The sequence below is a fragment of the Ruminococcus sp. AM42-11 genome (assembly GCF_003480145.1).
In the GTDB taxonomy this organism is placed as follows: Bacteria; Bacillota; Clostridia; order Lachnospirales; family Lachnospiraceae; genus Blautia_A; species Blautia_A faecis.
The window spans coordinates 1-17,153 of the sequence record NZ_QUIO01000036.1 but is presented as its reverse complement, the minus strand read 5'-3'; the positions used below and the strand labels follow the sequence as shown (position 1 = coordinate 17,153).

Annotated in this window: 19 protein-coding genes and 1 pseudogene; 18 read left to right on the top strand and 2 right to left on the bottom strand. The window is 41.0% G+C overall.

Annotation, left to right across the window (positions count from 1 at the left end):
• Window positions 1-156 precede the first annotated feature (156 nt).
• The 4 genes from DW904_RS17390 to DW904_RS17375 all read left to right on the top strand — a co-directional run bounded on the left by DW904_RS17390 (window position 157) and on the right by DW904_RS17375 (window position 3,327).
• Window positions 157-903 carry a 3-oxoacyl-ACP reductase family protein gene (locus DW904_RS17390; protein ID WP_005421611.1) on the top strand — a complete coding sequence of 249 codons (747 nt, stop codon included), beginning with the start codon at window positions 157-159 and terminating at the stop codon, window positions 901-903.
• Window positions 904-995: 92 nt separating this feature from the next.
• Window positions 996-1,301 carry a thioredoxin gene (gene trxA, locus DW904_RS17385; protein WP_118583116.1) on the top strand — a complete coding sequence of 102 codons (306 nt, stop codon included), beginning with the start codon at window positions 996-998 and terminating at the stop codon, window positions 1,299-1,301.
• Between the two features lie 12 nt (window positions 1,302-1,313).
• Entirely contained in the window at window positions 1,314-1,634 is a 321-nt protein-coding gene (locus tag DW904_RS17380; RefSeq protein ID WP_118583113.1) for a rhodanese-like domain-containing protein, read from the top strand.
• Window position 1,635: 1 nt separating this feature from the next.
• On the top strand, window positions 1,636-3,327 hold the full coding sequence (locus DW904_RS17375) for an FAD-dependent oxidoreductase (protein ID WP_118583110.1): 1,692 nt from the start codon (window positions 1,636-1,638) through the stop codon (window positions 3,325-3,327).
• A gap of 120 nt (window positions 3,328-3,447) precedes the next feature.
• Here the strand turns inward: DW904_RS17375 and DW904_RS17370 are convergent, their stop codons facing one another.
• Window positions 3,448-4,182, bottom strand: coding sequence for a Crp/Fnr family transcriptional regulator (locus DW904_RS17370; protein ID WP_347562194.1), 735 nt, complete (start codon window positions 4,180-4,182; stop codon window positions 3,448-3,450).
• Between the two features lie 115 nt (window positions 4,183-4,297).
• Here DW904_RS17370 and DW904_RS24185 point away from each other — a divergent pair, with 115 nt between their 5' ends.
• From DW904_RS24185 to DW904_RS17340, 7 genes are all read left to right on the top strand, one after another.
• Window positions 4,298-4,621: a thioredoxin family protein gene (locus DW904_RS24185; protein ID WP_243110479.1), complete on the top strand. Its 324-nt coding sequence runs from the start codon at window positions 4,298-4,300 to the stop codon at window positions 4,619-4,621.
• Window positions 4,622-4,636: 15 nt separating this feature from the next.
• Complete coding sequence (trxB, locus tag DW904_RS17365) at window positions 4,637-5,560, top strand: thioredoxin-disulfide reductase (RefSeq protein ID WP_227201101.1); 924 nt, start codon at window positions 4,637-4,639, stop codon at window positions 5,558-5,560.
• A 117-nt stretch (window positions 5,561-5,677) separates the two neighbouring features.
• Window positions 5,678-5,968, top strand: a complete 291-nt coding sequence (locus DW904_RS17360; protein ID WP_243110477.1) for a hypothetical protein — start codon at window positions 5,678-5,680, stop codon at window positions 5,966-5,968.
• A 413-nt stretch (window positions 5,969-6,381) separates the two neighbouring features.
• The gene (locus tag DW904_RS17355; RefSeq protein WP_021926957.1) at window positions 6,382-6,777 is read left to right on the top strand and encodes a methylglyoxal synthase; all 396 of its coding nucleotides are present in this window, start codon (window positions 6,382-6,384) and stop codon (window positions 6,775-6,777) included.
• Window positions 6,774-7,328 (top strand): 16S rRNA (guanine(966)-N(2))-methyltransferase RsmD, encoded by a 555-nt coding sequence (gene rsmD, locus DW904_RS17350; RefSeq protein WP_118583107.1) that lies wholly within the window; start codon window positions 6,774-6,776, stop codon window positions 7,326-7,328. The genes DW904_RS17355 and rsmD overlap by 4 nt, the downstream gene beginning before the upstream one ends.
• 9 nt (window positions 7,329-7,337) lie before the next feature.
• On the top strand, window positions 7,338-7,826 hold the full coding sequence (gene coaD / locus DW904_RS17345) for a pantetheine-phosphate adenylyltransferase (RefSeq protein WP_118583104.1): 489 nt from the start codon (window positions 7,338-7,340) through the stop codon (window positions 7,824-7,826).
• 17 nt (window positions 7,827-7,843) lie between these two features.
• Window positions 7,844-8,479, top strand: a complete 636-nt coding sequence (locus DW904_RS17340) for an ATPase (RefSeq protein WP_118583101.1) — start codon at window positions 7,844-7,846, stop codon at window positions 8,477-8,479.
• Window positions 8,480-8,566: 87 nt separating this feature from the next.
• Here the strand turns inward: DW904_RS17340 and DW904_RS17335 are convergent, their stop codons facing one another.
• Window positions 8,567-9,487 (bottom strand): hypothetical protein, encoded by a 921-nt coding sequence (locus tag DW904_RS17335; protein ID WP_118583098.1) that lies wholly within the window; start codon window positions 9,485-9,487, stop codon window positions 8,567-8,569.
• Between the two features lie 171 nt (window positions 9,488-9,658).
• Here DW904_RS17335 and DW904_RS17330 point away from each other — a divergent pair, with 171 nt between their 5' ends.
• The 7 genes and pseudogenes from DW904_RS17330 to lepB form a co-directional block, all read left to right on the top strand.
• On the top strand, window positions 9,659-11,110 hold the full coding sequence (locus DW904_RS17330; RefSeq protein WP_118583095.1) for an aminoacyl-histidine dipeptidase: 1,452 nt from the start codon (window positions 9,659-9,661) through the stop codon (window positions 11,108-11,110).
• A gap of 254 nt (window positions 11,111-11,364) precedes the next feature.
• Window positions 11,365-12,198 carry a M23 family metallopeptidase gene (locus tag DW904_RS17325; protein ID WP_243110476.1) on the top strand — a complete coding sequence of 278 codons (834 nt, stop codon included), beginning with the start codon at window positions 11,365-11,367 and terminating at the stop codon, window positions 12,196-12,198.
• Window positions 12,199-12,315: 117 nt separating this feature from the next.
• On the top strand, window positions 12,316-13,158 hold the full coding sequence (locus DW904_RS17320; RefSeq protein ID WP_118583092.1) for a GTP pyrophosphokinase family protein: 843 nt from the start codon (window positions 12,316-12,318) through the stop codon (window positions 13,156-13,158).
• Window positions 13,159-13,249: 91 nt separating this feature from the next.
• A pseudogene (locus DW904_RS17315) lies at window positions 13,250-15,096 on the top strand (YgiQ family radical SAM protein); the annotation flags it as partial.
• 73 nt (window positions 15,097-15,169) lie between these two features.
• A complete protein-coding gene (locus DW904_RS17310; RefSeq protein ID WP_118583089.1) occupies window positions 15,170-15,781 on the top strand; it encodes a hypothetical protein in 612 nt (203 codons plus the stop codon).
• A gap of 13 nt (window positions 15,782-15,794) precedes the next feature.
• On the top strand, window positions 15,795-16,775 hold the full coding sequence (locus DW904_RS17305) for an RluA family pseudouridine synthase (RefSeq protein WP_118583086.1): 981 nt from the start codon (window positions 15,795-15,797) through the stop codon (window positions 16,773-16,775).
• Window position 16,776: 1 nt separating this feature from the next.
• The coding region (lepB, locus tag DW904_RS17300) for a signal peptidase I (RefSeq protein ID WP_118583083.1) at window positions 16,777-17,153 on the top strand (377 nt) is incomplete at its 3' end.

The window sequence follows — 17,153 nt, the reverse complement described above, 5'->3', positions numbered from 1 at the left end:
TTATTTCACATTCACATCCCCCTTTGTCTACAGTCTGAAACCCTGGTGCGTGTGAGCAACAGGGTTTTTTATTGCGATAGTTTGTGATGATATCACAGAAAATGATTTACCTTTTGCTTATAATGTAACTACAAACAAAGTAAGGAGGTAGTCTAAATGAGATTAAAAGATAAAGTTGCAATCATTACGGGTGGAAGCCGTGGTATAGGATTTGCTACAGCTGATAAATTCTTGAAGGAAGGTGCTTCAGTTGTGTTGGCAGCAAGTTCACAGGAATCGGCAGATGTTGCTGTAGATAAATTAAAAGAAAAATATCCCAATGCAATAGTTGCTGGAATTAGTCCAAATCTGGCAAGCATGGAGTCTGTCAGAAAGGCTTTTAAAGAGGCAACTGAAAAATATGGATGTGTCGACATACTGGTAAATAATGCAGGGATTTCAGAAAACACCTCATTTATGGATTATACAGAGGAGACTTTTGATAAAGTCATGGATCTAAATGTAAAAGGAGTATTTAATACTACTCGTGTAGCAGCAGAATGTATGGTGGCAAGAGGCAAGGGGGTCATTCTATCAACTTCTTCCATGGTGAGTATTTCGGGACAGCCAAGTGGGTTTGCTTATCCGGCATCGAAGTTTGCAGTAAACGGATTGACTGTATCATTAGCAAGAGAACTAGGACCTAAAGGTATTCGTGTTAATGCTGTTGCACCTGGGATTACAGAAACTGATATGATGAAGGCCGTGCCAAAGGAAGTTATCGAACCTATGATTGAAAGAATTCCATTGCGTCGTCTTGGACAGCCAGAAGATATTGCCAATGCGTTTGTGTTTCTTGCTTCAGATGAGGCGAGTTACATTACAGGCGTTATATTAAGTGTAGATGGTATGGCAAGAAGTTAAGTTAATGAGGTATGGTGATGTAATCACGGAAAATAAATGAAATTAAGACTATAATAAATCTACAAAAAGAAAAAGATAAGGAGGACTGTAAAATGTCTGCTATTAATATCAATAAAAATAATTTTCAGAACGAAGTACTGAATTCCGATAAACCCGTTCTTTTAGATTTTTGGGCATCTTGGTGTGCGCCTTGCCGCATGGTAGTACCTATTCTAGAGGAGATTGCAAGTGAGCGTAGAGATATTAAAGTTGGAAAGATTAATGTAGATGAAGAGCCTGAACTGGCAAATAAGTTCAGTATTATGAGCATTCCGACTTTAGTGGTTATGAAGAATGGGAAGATTGTACAGCAGGTTTCAGGGGCGAGACCTAAGAATGCGATTTTAGAAATGCTTTAGGGAGGTGTGCTAATGGGATTTTTTGATCTCTTTAAACAGTCGAATATTAATCAAGGCATAGAAGAATATAAAAGGACTGATGATGCAGTTCTGCTGGATGTACGTACATCGCAGGAATATCAGGAAGGACATATACCAGAAAGTAAAAATGTGCCGTTGCAGCAACTTGACAATATTGCTTCTGTAGCGAAGAATAAGGATATCCCACTGTTTGTATACTGTTATTCCGGTTCACGAAGCCGCCAGGCAACTGGGATACTGCAACGAATGGGATATTCTAAAGTAAATAATATCGGTGGCATTGCAGCTTACTCAGGAAAGGTGGAAAAATAAGATGAAGGTAATAATTGTAGGAGGTGTAGCCGGAGGAGCTACAGCCGCAGCAAGAATACGCAGACTGAATGAACATGCTGAAATTACTGTGTTTGAAAGATCCGGATACATATCCTATGCAAATTGTGGACTTCCATATTATATTGGAGACGTGATCACAGACCCGGAAGAACTTACACTACAGACACCAGAGAGTTTTTTTAAACGCTTCCGTATTAACATGAAAATTCATCATGAAGTTATCTCCATACATCCGGAACGTAAAACGGTTTCAGTGAAAAATTTAGAGAATGGTGAGATATTTGAAGAAAAATATGATAAGCTGATCCTCTCTCCAGGTGCAAAGCCAACACAGCCGAGACTTCCCGGAGTAGGTATTGATAAACTTTTTACACTTCGTACTGTAGAAGACACTTTTCGGATAAAGGAATATATAAATAAGAATCATCCAAAATCGGCTGTATTGGCAGGTGGCGGTTTTATTGGTCTGGAACTGGCAGAAAATTTGAGGGAGCTTGGCATGGATGTTACGATTGTCCAGCGGCCTAAGCAGCTGATGAACCCTTTTGACCCGGATATGGCATCCATGATCCATAATGAAATGAGAAAGCATGGGATAAAACTGGTACTGGGCTATACAGTAGAAGGATTTAAAGAAAAAGACAACGGAGTGGAGGTCCTGTTGAAAGATAATCCATCCCTTCAGGCTGATATGGTAGTTCTGGCAATCGGAGCCACACCAGACACAGTATTAGCAAAAGAAGCCGGTCTGGAACTTGGCATCAAGGAAAGTATTATAGTGAATGACAGAATGGAAACCTCTGTACCGGATATTTATGCTGCAGGCGATGCAGTTCAGGTAAAACATTATGTTACGGGTAATGATGCGCTGATTTCTTTGGCAGGACCAGCCAATAAACAGGGCAGAATCATCGCTGATAATATTTGTGGCGGTGATAGTCGTTACCTGGGCAGTCAGGGAAGCTCCGTTATAAAAGTGTTTGATATGACAGCAGCCACTACAGGTATCAATGAAACCAATGCCAAAAAGTCAGGATTAGAGGTAGATACAGTAATTCTTTCTCCTATGAGTCATGCCGGTTACTATCCTGGTGGAAAAGTGATGACCATGAAGGTGGTTTTTGAAAAAGAGACCTATCGTTTGCTTGGTGCTCAGATTATTGGATATGAAGGAGTTGATAAACGTATTGATGTGCTGGCAACAGCAATCCATGCAGGGCTGAAGGCAACCCAGCTGAAGGATTTGGATCTCGCATATGCACCGCCTTATTCCTCTGCCAAGGATCCTGTAAATATGGCAGGATTCATGATAGACAATATAGCAAAAGGTACCTTAAAACAATGGCATCTGGAAGATATGGATAAGATTTCTAGAGATAAAAGTGTTGTGTTGCTGGATGTGAGAACTGTAGGTGAATTTAACAGGGGGCATATGAATGGATTCAAAAACATTCCTGTAGATGAACTAAGGGAACGTATCAATGAAATTGAGAAGGGAAAGCCTGTTTACCTGATATGCCAGAGTGGGCTGCGAAGTTATATTGCCAGTCGTATTCTGGAAGGAAATGGATATGAAACATACAACTTCTCCGGCGGATTCCGCTTCTATGATGCAGTTGTCAATGACCGTGCGCTGATTGAAAAGGCATATGCATGTGGTATGGATGATTAAAAATAATCATAATATTTTTATAATTTTCTCGTAATATAAAAAGATCCCCCATTTATTAGAATGACTTTCATAATTCTGATAAATGGAGGATTCTTCTTTATATGTTACAGAAAAACAATTTTATGACCTTTGGAGTGTTTCCAGTCTTTTTGGATCAAGGATTGTGATTTTGCCGCGGGAGAGTTTGACGAGACCCTCGCCTTGAAAGTATCGAAGCATTCGAGTGATAACTTCCCTGTGGGAACCAAGATGATTAGCAATCGTCTCATGAGTGATTTTCAGCTCGTTTGTTCCTTCGATAGAGGTCTCTTCTAAAAGAAATGAAGCAACACGCTTATCCAAACTCTTCCACATGATTTGTTCAATCAGCCACATGACATCAGAAAAACGGGTGGCTATTAACTCATTGGTATAGTTTGCGACGGGAGCAGATTCCTTCATAATGCCCTTATAGATTTCAGCAGGGATGATCCAAAGATCAGTATCTTTTTCTGCTTCAATGGTTACTTCAAATTGAATGGAGCGTATGATACATGAGGCGGATAAAAGACACATATCCATATCGAACAGACGGTAAAGTGTAATCTCTCGTCCTTCATCTGAAAGTATGTAGGTTCGAAGCTGCCCGGATTTAACCAGTAATAATCCAGTGCAATCCAGGTTTCCATTGTGAATGATTGTCCCTTTTTTTACATACTGTGTGATTAAATTGTCTGAAATTATTTTTTTCTGTGTTGTATTTAAGTCATTCCATAGTGGAAAACAATTTTCGAAGTTCATAACCGTTATCTCCTTTACGAACATAGTATACTTGCTTTTTTTAGATGCGTCAATTATATAACTGGCATATGCCATAAATAGAAATAAAAAGAAGTGTAATAAAGTAAATTATCTTTTCTGTGATATCATCACGGAAGCAAGCACTTATTTGGGGTATATTAAGTTCAAATAGGAGAAGGAGTTGAAAAATATGACATCTATAAATATAAATAAAGAAAAGTTTGGACAATTAATTCATAAGGAAAAACCGGTTCTGGTTGATTTCTGGGCACCTTGGTGTGGTTATTGCCGTAGAATTGGAGCGGCTTATGAAAAAATAAGTGAAGAATACAGCGATATTCTTATTGCTGGAAAAGTAAATATTGATGAAGAACCACAGATTGCAGAAGCTGAAAAGATTGAGATAATTCCTACGCTGGTTTTATATCGAGATGGAAAGGCAATAGGTTCTATTGTTGCACCTGAATCAAAAATAATGATAGAGAATTTTATTAATGAAGCATTGGAAAAATAAAAGGAGGACTGCTGTATGAATGAAAATCATGTTTACGATATGATTATCGTGGGGGGAGGACCTGGAGGGTATACTTCAGCATTATACGCAGCCAGAGCAGGATTTGATACAATTGTTTTAGAAAAATTATCTGCAGGTGGTCAGATGTCATTGACCTGGCAGATTGATAACTATCCTGGTTTTGAAAATGGAATTGACGGATTTTCATTAGCAGAGAAAATGCAAAAACAGGCGGAAAAATTTGGCGCTAAAAGTGAATATGCTGAAGTTTTTAATATGGATTTAACAGGAAAGCTTAAGAGAGTAGAAACTAGTTCGGGAATTTATATTGGGAAAACAGTAGTGATTGCTACTGGAGCAAATCCAAGAGAACTTGGTCTCGCTAAAGAAAAAGAATTGATAGGTCATGGGGTTGCTTATTGTGCCTCCTGTGATGGTATGTTTTATAAAGATAAGATCGTGGTGGTTGTTGGTGGTGGAAATTCTGCTGTATCAGATGCTGCTCTTTTAAGTCGAATTGCTAAGAAAGTCATCATTGTTCATCGTAGAGATACATTACGTGCAACGAAAATCTACCATGACCAGCTGATGAAAACTGAAAATATAGAGTTTCGATGGAATAATACAGTAAATGAACTGATTTATGGAGAACGATTGACTGGTGTGCGGTTGAAAGATACAGTTACAGGAGAAGAAAGCATTATAGAATGTGACGGCCTGTTTGTGAGTATAGGAAGAAAACCGACAACAGATTTTTTAGATAATCAGATAGAACTGGATAATAAAGGATATATTGTGGCAGGTGAAAACACTGAAACGAGTATTCCGGGTGTTTATGCTGTAGGAGATGTCAGAACAAAGTTACTTCGTCAGATAGTAACAGCAGTGGCAGATGGTGCTATGGCAGTACATATGGCAGAAGAGTATATGGAGAAATAATAATCAGAATTTGAATAGTGAACTTTTTATACTGAAATATGTACGATTTCAATAATGACATGAACTTATGGGAACGTATTGCGGATACTTTGTGAACTTTATCCTGATACAATGATTATGCTGATGAAAGAAGGCATTCAGAATGGAATTACACTAGAAATACTTATGACAAAAAAACATAAGAAAACACCGGAAGAAAAAGCAGCTGTTGCGAAACAAAAGAAACAACAGATGAGAGCAAAACTGAAAAAAGAAACAAGAGATAATCTGGCTAAAGAAGAGATCTTGCAAGATGACCGATTTTTCTTTATTGCCGGTTATACCTCCGGAGGTGCACCGTATGGTATCACCTGGGAGGAAATGGGTCTGAAACCTTGGGATGATTTGGAGGAAAATAAAATGGTGTAAAAGTGGTGTAAATAAACAAAAATCAGCTGTGAAGACTATTGAAAACTATTGAAAACAATACGCTTCTCATATAAATATGCAAAAAAAAGTGGGTTGTTATAATTTTTTACATATAAAAAGAAATTGTGAAATTTTTATCTTTAAATGTGCGAAAATTATGAAAATTGTGCGTATTCATATACTTATACAGAAGAATTTTCATGTAATAAGGCTAAAAAATGAAGCGTAGCGGTAGAATACGGAGCTGATTTGCACAATAAAATATAAAAAAACCAAATAAATCAATACGTCATTTAAAAACAAATTCTTAACAAATAATGAATTTTGTATATATTCAAACGTTTTTGTTGCACTTCTTTTGTCAATTTGCTATAATTGGTACAATAAACAGAAAGAAATGGGAGAGGTGAACTATGAATTTAGGTATCATTGCACATAATAGTAAAAAAGTTCTCATTGAAGATTTCTGTATCGCTTATAAGAACATCCTGGCCAAGCATGAAGTATATGCTACCGGCACTACAGGAAGAAGAATTGAGGAAGCCACCGGTCTTCATGTCCATAAGTTTTTACCGGGCAGTATCGGAGGCGATAAGCAGTTCATGGAAATGGTAGAGCGGCAGGATCTGGATATGGTAATACTTTTCTATAATCCTGTTATGATAGATCCAAAGGAGCCAGACATCACAGCTATTGTAAAGCGCTGTGACCAGTATAATATTCCGGTGGCGACCAATATCGCTACTGCAGAACTTCTTATTCTTGGACTGGCCCGTGGTGATCTGGATTGGAGACTGAATCTGAAATGAGAGTCATCGCAGGAAAAGCAAGACGACTGAACCTTAAGACTGTGCCGGGTATGGACACACGCCCGACCACAGACCGCATCAAAGAAACTCTTTTTAATATTCTTCAGCCTGAACTTCTGGATTGTCACTTCCTTGATCTGTTCAGCGGAAGCGGTGCAATCGGCATTGAGGCATTAAGCCGCGGAGCAGCTCGGGCTGTTTTTGTTGAAAAAAATCCCAAGGCATGCACATGCATAAGAGAAAATCTGACATTTACAAAACTTGCAGATAGTGGTACACTGCTGAATATGGACGTGATGCAGGCCCTTCGTTCCTTAGAAGGAAAGGGCGTTTTCGACTGCATATTTATGGATCCCCCATATAACCATGAGCTGGAGCGTCAGGTTCTGGAATACCTTCAGGACAGCAGTATTCTGGATGAGAATACACTGATCATCGTGGAAGCTGACCTTACTACAGATTTCGGTTATGTGGAAGATCTTGGCTACAGACAGCTGCGTTCCAAAGAATACAAAACTAACAAGCATATCTTTTTATGCCGGGGAAAGTGAGAAAAATACATGGTAATAGCTGTTTATCCAGGAAGTTTTGATCCGGCCACTTATGGTCATCTGGACATAATCAAGCGTGCAAGCGTATCTTTCGACAAAGTAATCGTAGGAGTTTTGCATAATTCTGCAAAAAGTCCGTTGTTTTCTGTTGAAGAACGTGTTAATATACTAGAAAAGGCAACAAAAGACATGGAGAATGTAGAAATCAAGGCATTCAAGGGTCTTTCTGTGAACTTTGCCAGAGAGAATCATGCACAGGTGATCGTGCGCGGGCTTCGTGCAGTTACAGATTTTGAATTTGAACTGCAGATGGCACAGACAAACCGGGTGCTTGCTCCGGATATTGACACCGTGTTTCTGACGACAAGCCTGGAATATGCATATCTTAGCTCTACTATTATGAAAGAAGTAGCAGGCTATGATGGCGACCTGAGCAAATTTGCTCCGCCAGAAATTACCGAAGCTGTTAAGAAAAAGATGCACGATTTGAAGAAATAGAATAAGGAGAGTTTACTATGAGCAGCAGAATTGAACAGATCATTGAAGAAATCGAAGAATATGTAGACAGTTGTAAATATCAGCCACTTTCTACAACTAAGATTGTAGTGAATAAAGAAGAAATCGAAGAGCTTCTTCGTGAACTTCGTCTTAAGACTCCGGACGAGATCAAACGTTATCAGAAGATCATCAGCAATAAGGATGCCATCCTTGAGGATGCACAGACCAAGGCAGATGCACTGATCGCAGATGCACAGAATAAAGCTCAGGAGCTTGTTACCCAGCATGAGATCATGCAGAAAGCATATGCGCAGGCAAACGAGACTATCAATGCAGCGAATCGTCAGGCTCAGGAGATTCTGGATTCCGCTACACAGGATGCTAACAGCATTCGTCTCAGCGCGATCACATACACAGATGACATGATGGCAAACATCGGTTCCGTACTTACCCAGACTCTTGAGGATGCTGGCGGCAAATATAAAGGATTCATCGATGCTCTTCAGGCATGCATGGATGTTGTAAACCATAATCGTCAGGAGCTTGCGCCACAGACTGCTCAGGCAGCTGCAATGTCCGGCTCTTATCAGCCGGCTGATACAGAGGCTTCCAAGGAAGATGAAGCTCTTCTGGACGAGATTGGCGATAACTAATTTTGCTACGCGAAATATAGCAGACTTTATCTGATTGTGATTCACTAAAACTATTCTATAAATGTTTTATGTGAGCAGTGATCATGTTTATAAGAATATAAGTATGAGAGCAGCAGTAACTGCTGCATTCATACATTTGGCAGAAGCGTACGGATGAAGGGAGAGTTCCTTTCCAAGTACGCTTTTTGTTTGCGCCATAATACAGAATCCTCCGAATGCACTCATACACAGTGCAAGAAGTACACGAAGTGAATAAGAAAACCCGGACAGCAGGAGCCCATGGAGACCAGTGGTAACTTCTATCAGTCCGAGAAGAATATATTTTCCCTGTGCCGGAAGATACCAGAAATGACTTATGGCTGCGGACAGAATAGAGAACATAAGAATATAACCCCCCAGTTTTGCCATAGTTTCAAAACTATTCATAATGACAAAATCCAGGAGCCCGGCAGAAGTATATTCCTGCTCAGATATTTTTGGCGTACAAAAGGAAAGCAGTGAGTTTTTTCTATAGAATGTAAAGCGAAAAAAACACATGCAGATCATGTCTGATAGAAACAGAATCCCCACAAGAAAACCAATATGTAATTTTCCCTCAAGACAGATATGTCCCACATAAGTAATAAGAAAGGCCGGACTTGGATTATTGCAGAAAGTTAACAAATATTCAGCCTCCTGCCGGCTGATTTTTCCAGCATAATACAAATCTGCGGTTAATTTTGCCCCCATAGGGTAACCGGTGAGAAGTCCCAGAAGAAATACATAGGCTCCTCCCGGAGAAAGCCCAAAAACGACCTTGAAAAAAGGAGCAGTTGGTTGTAAAATTTTTGTAATCCAATCTGTGTGCACCAGAATTCCTGTAAGGATCATAAACGGAAGAAGGGTAGGCAGTAAGGTCTCCAACCACAGTTTCAGTCCGTTTCTTGCCGCAGCAAGAGCTTCGGCCGGGTAACACAGAAGGAAGAGTAAAAGCAGGATAACAGAAAGCAGGATTATTTTTTTCTTCATTTTGACCTCGTTATTAAAATAAAAGCCCAACATGTGAAGTTATAGTCAGGTTGTGTTCAGCAGCCTGAAGTATGTTTAAAAAATCATTATATAAAATTTATATTCTGTTTCTGTCTTAAAATGCCGAAAAGATAAATACAAACCATATATAAAATTTTGGAGGTAACCCATATGGCAATTTTAGAAAACTTCGAACCCAAAAATGTGTTTCACTATTTTGAGGAAATCTGTGGTATTCCACATGGTTCAGGAAATACCAAACAAATCAGTGATTATCTGGTGAATTTTGCAAAGGAACATGATTTGAAATATGTTCAGGATGACATGAATAATGTTGTGATTTATAAACCTGCAACACCTGGCTACGAAAACGCGCCCACAGTCATCCTTCAGGGACATATGGATATGGTTTGTGCGAAATGCCCGGAAATCGAACATGATTTTACAAAGGATGGACTAAAGCTGGTTGTGAAAGATGGCTTTTTATCAGCCGAGGGCACTACTCTTGGCGGCGATGACGGAATTGCAGTGGCTTATGGCCTTGCGCTTTTAGACAGCACAGATTTGCCGCATCCGGCTTTGGAGGTTGTTTTCACCGTCGATGAAGAGACGGGGCTTCTGGGCGCTGACGGATTCGACTGCAGCCTTTTGAAGGGAAGAAGAATGATCAATCTGGATTCTGAAAAAGAGGGCTGTCTGTGGGTAAGCTGCGCTGGTGGTGTTGCTGGAAATTCTTATCTGCCAGTCCGGCGTGTGGACGCTTCCGGCAGAAAAGTTAACGTAAAAGTCTGTGGACTTGTGGGAGGCCATTCCGGAGCTGAAATACACAAAAACCGCGCAAGTGCCAATATTCTTATGGGACAGTTTCTTTATGAACTTTCCCATGTCTGTGGCTATGCATTAAAAGAATTAGAAGGTGGTCAGCAGGACAACGTTATTACAAAAGAATGCAAAGCGGTTCTTCTTGTGCTTCCGGAAGAAATTTCTCAGATCACTTCCCTTGCAAAGAAAATGCAGAAGGATTTCCGGGCAGAATACACTGGTACAGATGATACTATTACAATTCAGATAACAGAAGAAGGGGATATGGATGCACAGGTTCTTCATCCCACCAGCCAGGAAAAAGTGCTTTTTTATCTGATGAACATGCCATTTGGTGTTAAGAAAATGAGTGGTACCATAGAAAATCTGGTGGAAACCTCCTGCAATCCCGGAATTCTGAAGCTGTATGGGGACGAGTTGTTTGTACAGACCAGTATCCGAAGCTCTGTAGGAACTGCCAAAGAGGCTCTTTCCCATAAAATCCAATATCTGACAGAATTTCTGGGAGGCGAATATGAGACTGAGGGGGCTTATCCTGCATGGGAGTATCGTAAAGCTTCTCCTCTTCGTGACAAGATGGTAGAAATTTATAAAAACATGTACGATAAAGACCTGGACGTAGTTGCCATTCACGCCGGACTGGAATGTGGTATTTTTTATGAGCGAATGGAAAACCTTGACTGTACCTCTCTTGGACCGGATATTCTGGACATCCATACCAGCAAAGAACGCTTGGATATGGCATCTGTGAAACGGGTTTGGGAATATCTGACAGAGGTATTGAAAAATTTGAAAGACTGATAATTACATGTATATTTAAAAGCCTGTTTTTCATAAAGCTTTTGGCATACCCCCATTAAATAGTAACTGTGGCTGCCATAGCCTTTGATCATTCGAATCAGCTGTATTTGGAAAAAATATTTTCCATACAGCTGATTTTTTGTTCTAATTTTTCTGATTTTCCATATATTATCTGAGGGTGAAAAAATCGTTACTATTTACTGGTAACAAAAAAATCATCCACCTTTTCCCATATATTAAAGAGAGGAAATGCCATGAAAAGAAAGACCGGGAAACACTTACTCCTTCTTCTTTTTCTTTTGCCGCTGCTTATCTTGCTTCAGAATTTTATTCAGCAAAGAAGCCAGGCCTCCCTGTTAAAACCGGACACCTGTTTTACAGAAAGCTTCCGGGAACAGGCTTTGTCGTCTGCGCTATATGCAGAGTTAGAAGAAAGAGTACATTCGGATGGAGAATTTGCCGATCTTCTTACAACAACTATGCTGAATGGAAAATTTTTTCCAAAATATCTTTCCGGGAACAGGGAAGCATATCTCCGCTTCAAGCCCAAAGCCTATTATGACCTGAGAAGCTGTTATCTGGCTGTCTGGAAAGACCTGGAAAATTTTCCCATTCCAATCAGAAACGATAGAGAAATATGGCAAGAGATTTTTTATGAAAACACCTTTGGCGCTGCCCGAAGCTATGGTGGAAGCCGGACGCACGAAGGCTGCGATCTCTTTGGCAGGGTTTCTCAATCCGGATTTTATCCTGTGATTTCCATGACTGATGGCAAAATAGAAAAAATCGGATGGCTTCCTCTTGGCGGATACCGGATCGGAATCCGTTCTTCTCATGGAGGGTATTTTTATTATGCCCATCTTGCATCCTATGAAAAATATTTTCAGACAGGTGAAGCAGTGGAAGCGGGGCAGATTCTTGGATTCATGGGAGATACCGGATACGGAGAAGAAGGAATGTCCGGAAAATTTCCGGTTCATCTTCATCTGGGAATCTACATAAATCCACAGGGAAAAGAGGAACTGAGTGTGAACCCTTACTATGTCTTACAGGCAATGGAGAAAAAAGTAAAAAAATACACTTATTGATAACAAATTTTTTGAAATATATGCTATAATGATTAAACATATGGGCAGACACACTTAAATTTAACTGCAGAATATTTTTCATAATACAATGCCCATATTCTGTAAGGAGCGATTTATATGGAAATACAGTTATGGAGAAGCATTTTATGCCCCTACGAACTGGCAGTCAGGGAACTGATTGTCAAATTTGAACACATTATCAGCGAACATCGAGAAAATGATCTGTATTCCCCTATTGAGCAGGTAAGCGGACGAGTGAAAAGTGTATCCAGCATTCTGGAGAAAATGCAGCGCAAGCATATTCCTATGGAACGCATGGAGGAAGAAGTAGAAGACATTGCCGGAATCCGTATTATCTGTCAGTTTGAGGAAGATATTGAGACAGTAGCATCCCTGATCCAAAACCGGTCAGATATGACCATTAAGAGTGAGAAGAATTATCTGAAGCATGTGAAACAGAGTGGTTACAGAAGTCTCCATCTGATCATTTATTATACAGTAGAAACATTAAATGGTCCCCGGAAGCTGCAGGCGGAAATTCAGATCCGCACCATGGCTATGGACTTCTGGGCAACGATCGAACATTCCCTTCAGTACAAATATAAAGGGGACATGCCGCCGCATGTGGCAGAGCGTCTGACGAATGCCGCGGATGCTATTATTTTGCTGGATCAGGAAATGTCTTCTGTGCGCGATGAAATCATGGATGCCCAGAATTCTTCCCAGATGCAGTCCAATCTTGTAAAAGATATTCTCAATAATATAGAAAATCTTTACCGCGTATCCAGCGAACGGGAGATTACCAAAATTCAAACAGAATTTCTTCGTGTTTTCCATACCAAAGATTTGAAACAGCTGGAGCGTTTTCACAGACAGCTTGATATTATCGCGGAAGGTTACCGCGCCCAGGCTGTTTACCATAATATCGGACATCAGCCAGGCAAGAGCTGTATTTCATAAATCTGTCCGAAAATACGTTACTGTTCATTTTGTTCACATCATTCTTGGAACACGCCTTACAGAATGAGCAGTGCATAGGAGAAAAATATAGATGTCACAATTTTTACCAGTTACAAAAAAAGACATGGAGGACAGAGGCTGGGATCAGGTAGATTTTGTCTACGTGACAGGAGATGCTTACGTAGATCATTCCTCTTTTGGAACTGCTATTATCAGCCGCCTTCTGGAGAGCCGGGGCTATAAAGTGGGAATTATCCCTCAGCCCGACTGGCGCAGGAAGGAGAGTATTGCCATATTTGGAGAGCCTCGCCTTGGCTTCCTTGTAAGTGCCGGCAATATGGATTCCATGGTTAATCACTATACCGTTGCAAAAAAGCACCGCCAGAAGGATTCTTATTCTCCTGGCGGTAAATGGGTTTGAGGCCGGACCGTGCTGTTATTGTATACAGTAATCTGATTCGTCAGACTTTTAAGAAAACTCCTGTAATCCTTGGTGGAATCGAGGCAAGCCTCAGACGTATGGCACATTACGATTACTGGGAAAATAAGGTGAAGCACAGTATCCTCATAGATTCCGGCGCAGACCTGATTTCTTACGGAATGGGAGAGCATTCTATTATTGAGATTGCAGAGGCTCTTGACAGCGGAATCCCTGTCAGCGAAATTACCTATGTGGCAGGAACCGTCTATAAATGCAGGGATCTGTCCCGCACTTACGAGCCGATCATACTTCCTTCTTTTGATGAAGTACAGGCGGATAAGCAGGCTTATGCCAGAAGCTTTGCCATCCAGTATCAGAATACAGATCCTTTTACAGCAGGAACCATGGCCGAATTCTACGGAACAAAGGGTTACGTGATCCAGAATCCACCTGCATTACCTCTTACACAGGAGGAGATGGACGATGTATATGATCTTCCTTATGCGGGAAATTATCATCCCATGTATGAGAAAGACGGCGGAATTCCTGCATTAGAGGAAATTAAATTCAGCCTTACCAGCAACAGGGGATGTTTCGGAAGCTGCAGCTTCTGTGCATTAACTTTTCATCAGGGGAGAATCCTGCAGACCAGAAGTCATGAATCAATTCTGAAAGAAGCGGTCCACATGACCGAGGAGAAAGATTTCAAAGGATATATCCACGATGTAGGCGGACCTACAGCAGACTTTCGCCAGCCTTCCTGCCAGAAACAGCTGACCAGAGGCGTTTGCAAGAACCGTCATTGTCTGTTTCCGGAGCCATGTAAGAATCTGACCGCGGATCACAAAGATTACGTTTCTCTTCTTCGTAAGCTCCGGGATCTTCCAAAAGTAAAAAAAGTATTTGTCCGTTCCGGTGTGCGTTTCGATTATGTGTTGGCAGACCCGGACAAGACTTTTCTTAATGAACTTGCCAAATATCATGTAAGCGGACAGCTTCGTGTAGCTCCTGAGCATGTTTCCAATCAGGTGCTGAAATATATGGGCAAACCGTCCCACGAAGTGTATGAGAAGTTTTTGAAGGAATTTGACAAGGCAAATAAGAAGGCTGGCTTACAGCAGTTTGCCGTGCCATATTTTATGTCCTCCCATCCGGGATGTACCATGAAAGAAGCTGTGAAGCTGGCAGAATATGTCCGTGATCTTGGCTTTACTCCGGAGCAGGTGCAGGACTTTTACCCAACACCTTCTACACTGTCTACCTGTATGTATTACACGGGAATCCATCCTCTTACAGGCGAAAAGGTTTATGTGCCGAAGAGCGCCCATGAAAAAGCCATTCAACGTGCGCTTATGCAATATAAGAATCCGGTCAACAGAGAACTGGTTCTCGAAGGATTGAAAATTGCAGGGCGTATGGATCTGGTTGGGTATGGGGAAAAATGTCTGATCCGGCCTGTCAGAAAAGAGCATGGCGACAACAAATATACAGAGAATGCCGGGCGTAACAGAGAATCAAAGCATGGTCCGGCACCAAAGAAAACCATCCGCAATCATCACACAAGAAAAAAGCAGAAATAGGAGTGTTTTCATGAAACTAATGCAGACAAACAAAGGAGAATTCGGATATCTGAAGCGTGAACGAAAGCGCAGGATCATAATTGCTGCCATTATGCTTGGTGTCCCCGTTTTTATTTTCATCAGTATGTGGATTTACCTGGGTACCAGAAATTCTATCTGGACTATCATTGCTCTGGTAGGATCTCTTCCAGGCTGTAAGGCTGTGGTAGATGTGATCATGGTCTATCTGGCAAAGCCTGTAGATCCGGTTCTGTACAAGAAGATCCATGCGCATCAGGGTGATCTTGTAATGGCGTACGAGATGTATATGACTTTCTATGAAAAAAAATGCACCATAGATGCCATTGCAGTATGCGGAAATACTGTAGTCGGTTATACCAGTGATCCGAAAGCAGATACAAATTTTATGGCTGCAGAAGCCCAGAAACTGGTTCGCAAAAACGGCTATAAAGTAGATGTAAAAATTCTTGGAGAGCTTCGTCCTTTCCTGGAACGTCTTGATTCTATGAACAAACACAAGGAATCCTTAGAAGAAGGGCTTCGCTTTACACCAGATCCAAGATATCCTGATTTTACCAGAGATGAAATGGTGAAGCATGTGATCCTGAATTTGTGTATCTAAGAGGATATCCAGCATGAAAGAGTTTATTATTAATGAAAATGAAGCGGGACAGCGCTTTGACAAATATTTAGGAAAGCTTCTCCGTGAAGCTCCCAAAAGCTTTTTTTACAAAATGCTCCGCAAGAAAAATATTACCTTAAACGGCGGTAGGGCCACTGGAAATGAGAAGCTTTCCACTGGTGACCACGTAAAGCTTTTCCTTTCGGATGAGACTTTCGGGAAATTTGCAGGAGTACAGGAAACTGTAGCAAGAGCTCATCAGAAGCTTGATATTATGTATGAAGACGATAATATCCTTCTGATCAACAAACCTGTGGGAATGCTTTCCCAGCCTGCAGATGATAAGGAACCATCACTGGTAGAATATCTGACGGGGTATCTTCTGGAAAGCGGAGCGGTTACAGAGGCGTCTTTACATACCTTCCGCCCATCTGTCTGCAATCGTCTGGACCGTAATACCAGCGGACTTGTGGCTGCGGGGAAGTCCCTGACAGGACTTCAGGAGCTTTCTTCATTGTTTCATGATCGAAGCCTTCACAAATTTTACCGCTGCCTGGTAAATGGTGTTATAAAAAATGAAAAATATATCAAAGGATATTTGCATAAAGACGAAAAATGTAATAAAGTAACAGTACAGGAAACGGAAACATCCGGAGCACTTCCCATTGAGACCAGATACCGTCCCCTTGAAGATAACGGAACCGTTACCCTTCTTGAGGTGGAGCTGATCACCGGACGCACACATCAGATCAGGGCACACCTTGCAGGAACTGGTCATCCCCTTATTGGAGATTACAAGTACGGCAGGCGTACCTTAAACGATGAATACCGCAGAAAGTATGGTCTGAAATCGCAGCTGCTTCACGCACACAGGTTGGAAATTCCGGAAATTGAAGGGCGTCTTTCCTATCTGTCTGGCAAAGAGTTCACGGCCCCTTTGCCTTATCTGTTTCAAAAAATCCTGAAAGAAGAACACGTAGAGGAGAATAAATAATATGAAAATCTGGCATGAAGTATGGGACTATGTAAAAATGATCATCATTGTAGTTGCTATAGTCCTGGTTATCAACAATGTAGTACTGATCAACGCAAAAATCCCTTCTCCGTCCATGGAGAAAACTATTATGACCGGCGACCGTATCTTTGGATTCCGTCTTGCATATGGTATCAATCTGGATCTGTTTGGACATGAGATTTCCAAGAAGGTCAAGGATCCAGAGCGCTTTGACATTGTAATTTTCAAATATCCGGATGATGAAAGCCAGCTTTTCATTAAACGTGTGATCGGACTTCCGGGAGAGACTGTTGAGATCAAAGACGGAAAGGTATACATCGACGGTTCTGAGACTGCCAGCTCGATATGGAGTACACG

Coding starts and splice junctions, on each gene's coding strand:
- DW904_RS17360 (WP_243110477.1), top strand. CDS start 5,678: ATGCTGATGAAAGAAGGCATTCAGAATGGAATTACACTAGAAATACTT.
- DW904_RS24185 (WP_243110479.1), top strand. CDS start 4,298: ATGACATCTATAAATATAAATAAAGAAAAGTTTGGACAATTAATTCAT.
- DW904_RS17305 (WP_118583086.1), top strand. CDS start 15,795: ATGAAAGAGTTTATTATTAATGAAAATGAAGCGGGACAGCGCTTTGAC.
- trxB (WP_227201101.1), top strand. CDS start 4,637: ATGAATGAAAATCATGTTTACGATATGATTATCGTGGGGGGAGGACCT.
- coaD (WP_118583104.1), top strand. CDS start 7,338: ATGGTAATAGCTGTTTATCCAGGAAGTTTTGATCCGGCCACTTATGGT.
- DW904_RS17370 (WP_347562194.1), bottom strand. CDS start 4,182: ATGGCATATGCCAGTTATATAATTGACGCATCTAAAAAAAGCAAGTAT.
- DW904_RS17380 (WP_118583113.1), top strand. CDS start 1,314: ATGGGATTTTTTGATCTCTTTAAACAGTCGAATATTAATCAAGGCATA.
- rsmD (WP_118583107.1), top strand. CDS start 6,774: ATGAGAGTCATCGCAGGAAAAGCAAGACGACTGAACCTTAAGACTGTG.
- DW904_RS17320 (WP_118583092.1), top strand. CDS start 12,316: ATGGAAATACAGTTATGGAGAAGCATTTTATGCCCCTACGAACTGGCA.
- DW904_RS17375 (WP_118583110.1), top strand. CDS start 1,636: ATGAAGGTAATAATTGTAGGAGGTGTAGCCGGAGGAGCTACAGCCGCA.
- DW904_RS17325 (WP_243110476.1), top strand. CDS start 11,365: ATGAAAAGAAAGACCGGGAAACACTTACTCCTTCTTCTTTTTCTTTTG.
- trxA (WP_118583116.1), top strand. CDS start 996: ATGTCTGCTATTAATATCAATAAAAATAATTTTCAGAACGAAGTACTG.
- DW904_RS17310 (WP_118583089.1), top strand. CDS start 15,170: ATGAAACTAATGCAGACAAACAAAGGAGAATTCGGATATCTGAAGCGT.
- DW904_RS17330 (WP_118583095.1), top strand. CDS start 9,659: ATGGCAATTTTAGAAAACTTCGAACCCAAAAATGTGTTTCACTATTTT.
- DW904_RS17335 (WP_118583098.1), bottom strand. CDS start 9,487: ATGAAGAAAAAAATAATCCTGCTTTCTGTTATCCTGCTTTTACTCTTC.
- DW904_RS17355 (WP_021926957.1), top strand. CDS start 6,382: ATGAATTTAGGTATCATTGCACATAATAGTAAAAAAGTTCTCATTGAA.
- DW904_RS17340 (WP_118583101.1), top strand. CDS start 7,844: ATGAGCAGCAGAATTGAACAGATCATTGAAGAAATCGAAGAATATGTA.
- DW904_RS17390 (WP_005421611.1), top strand. CDS start 157: ATGAGATTAAAAGATAAAGTTGCAATCATTACGGGTGGAAGCCGTGGT.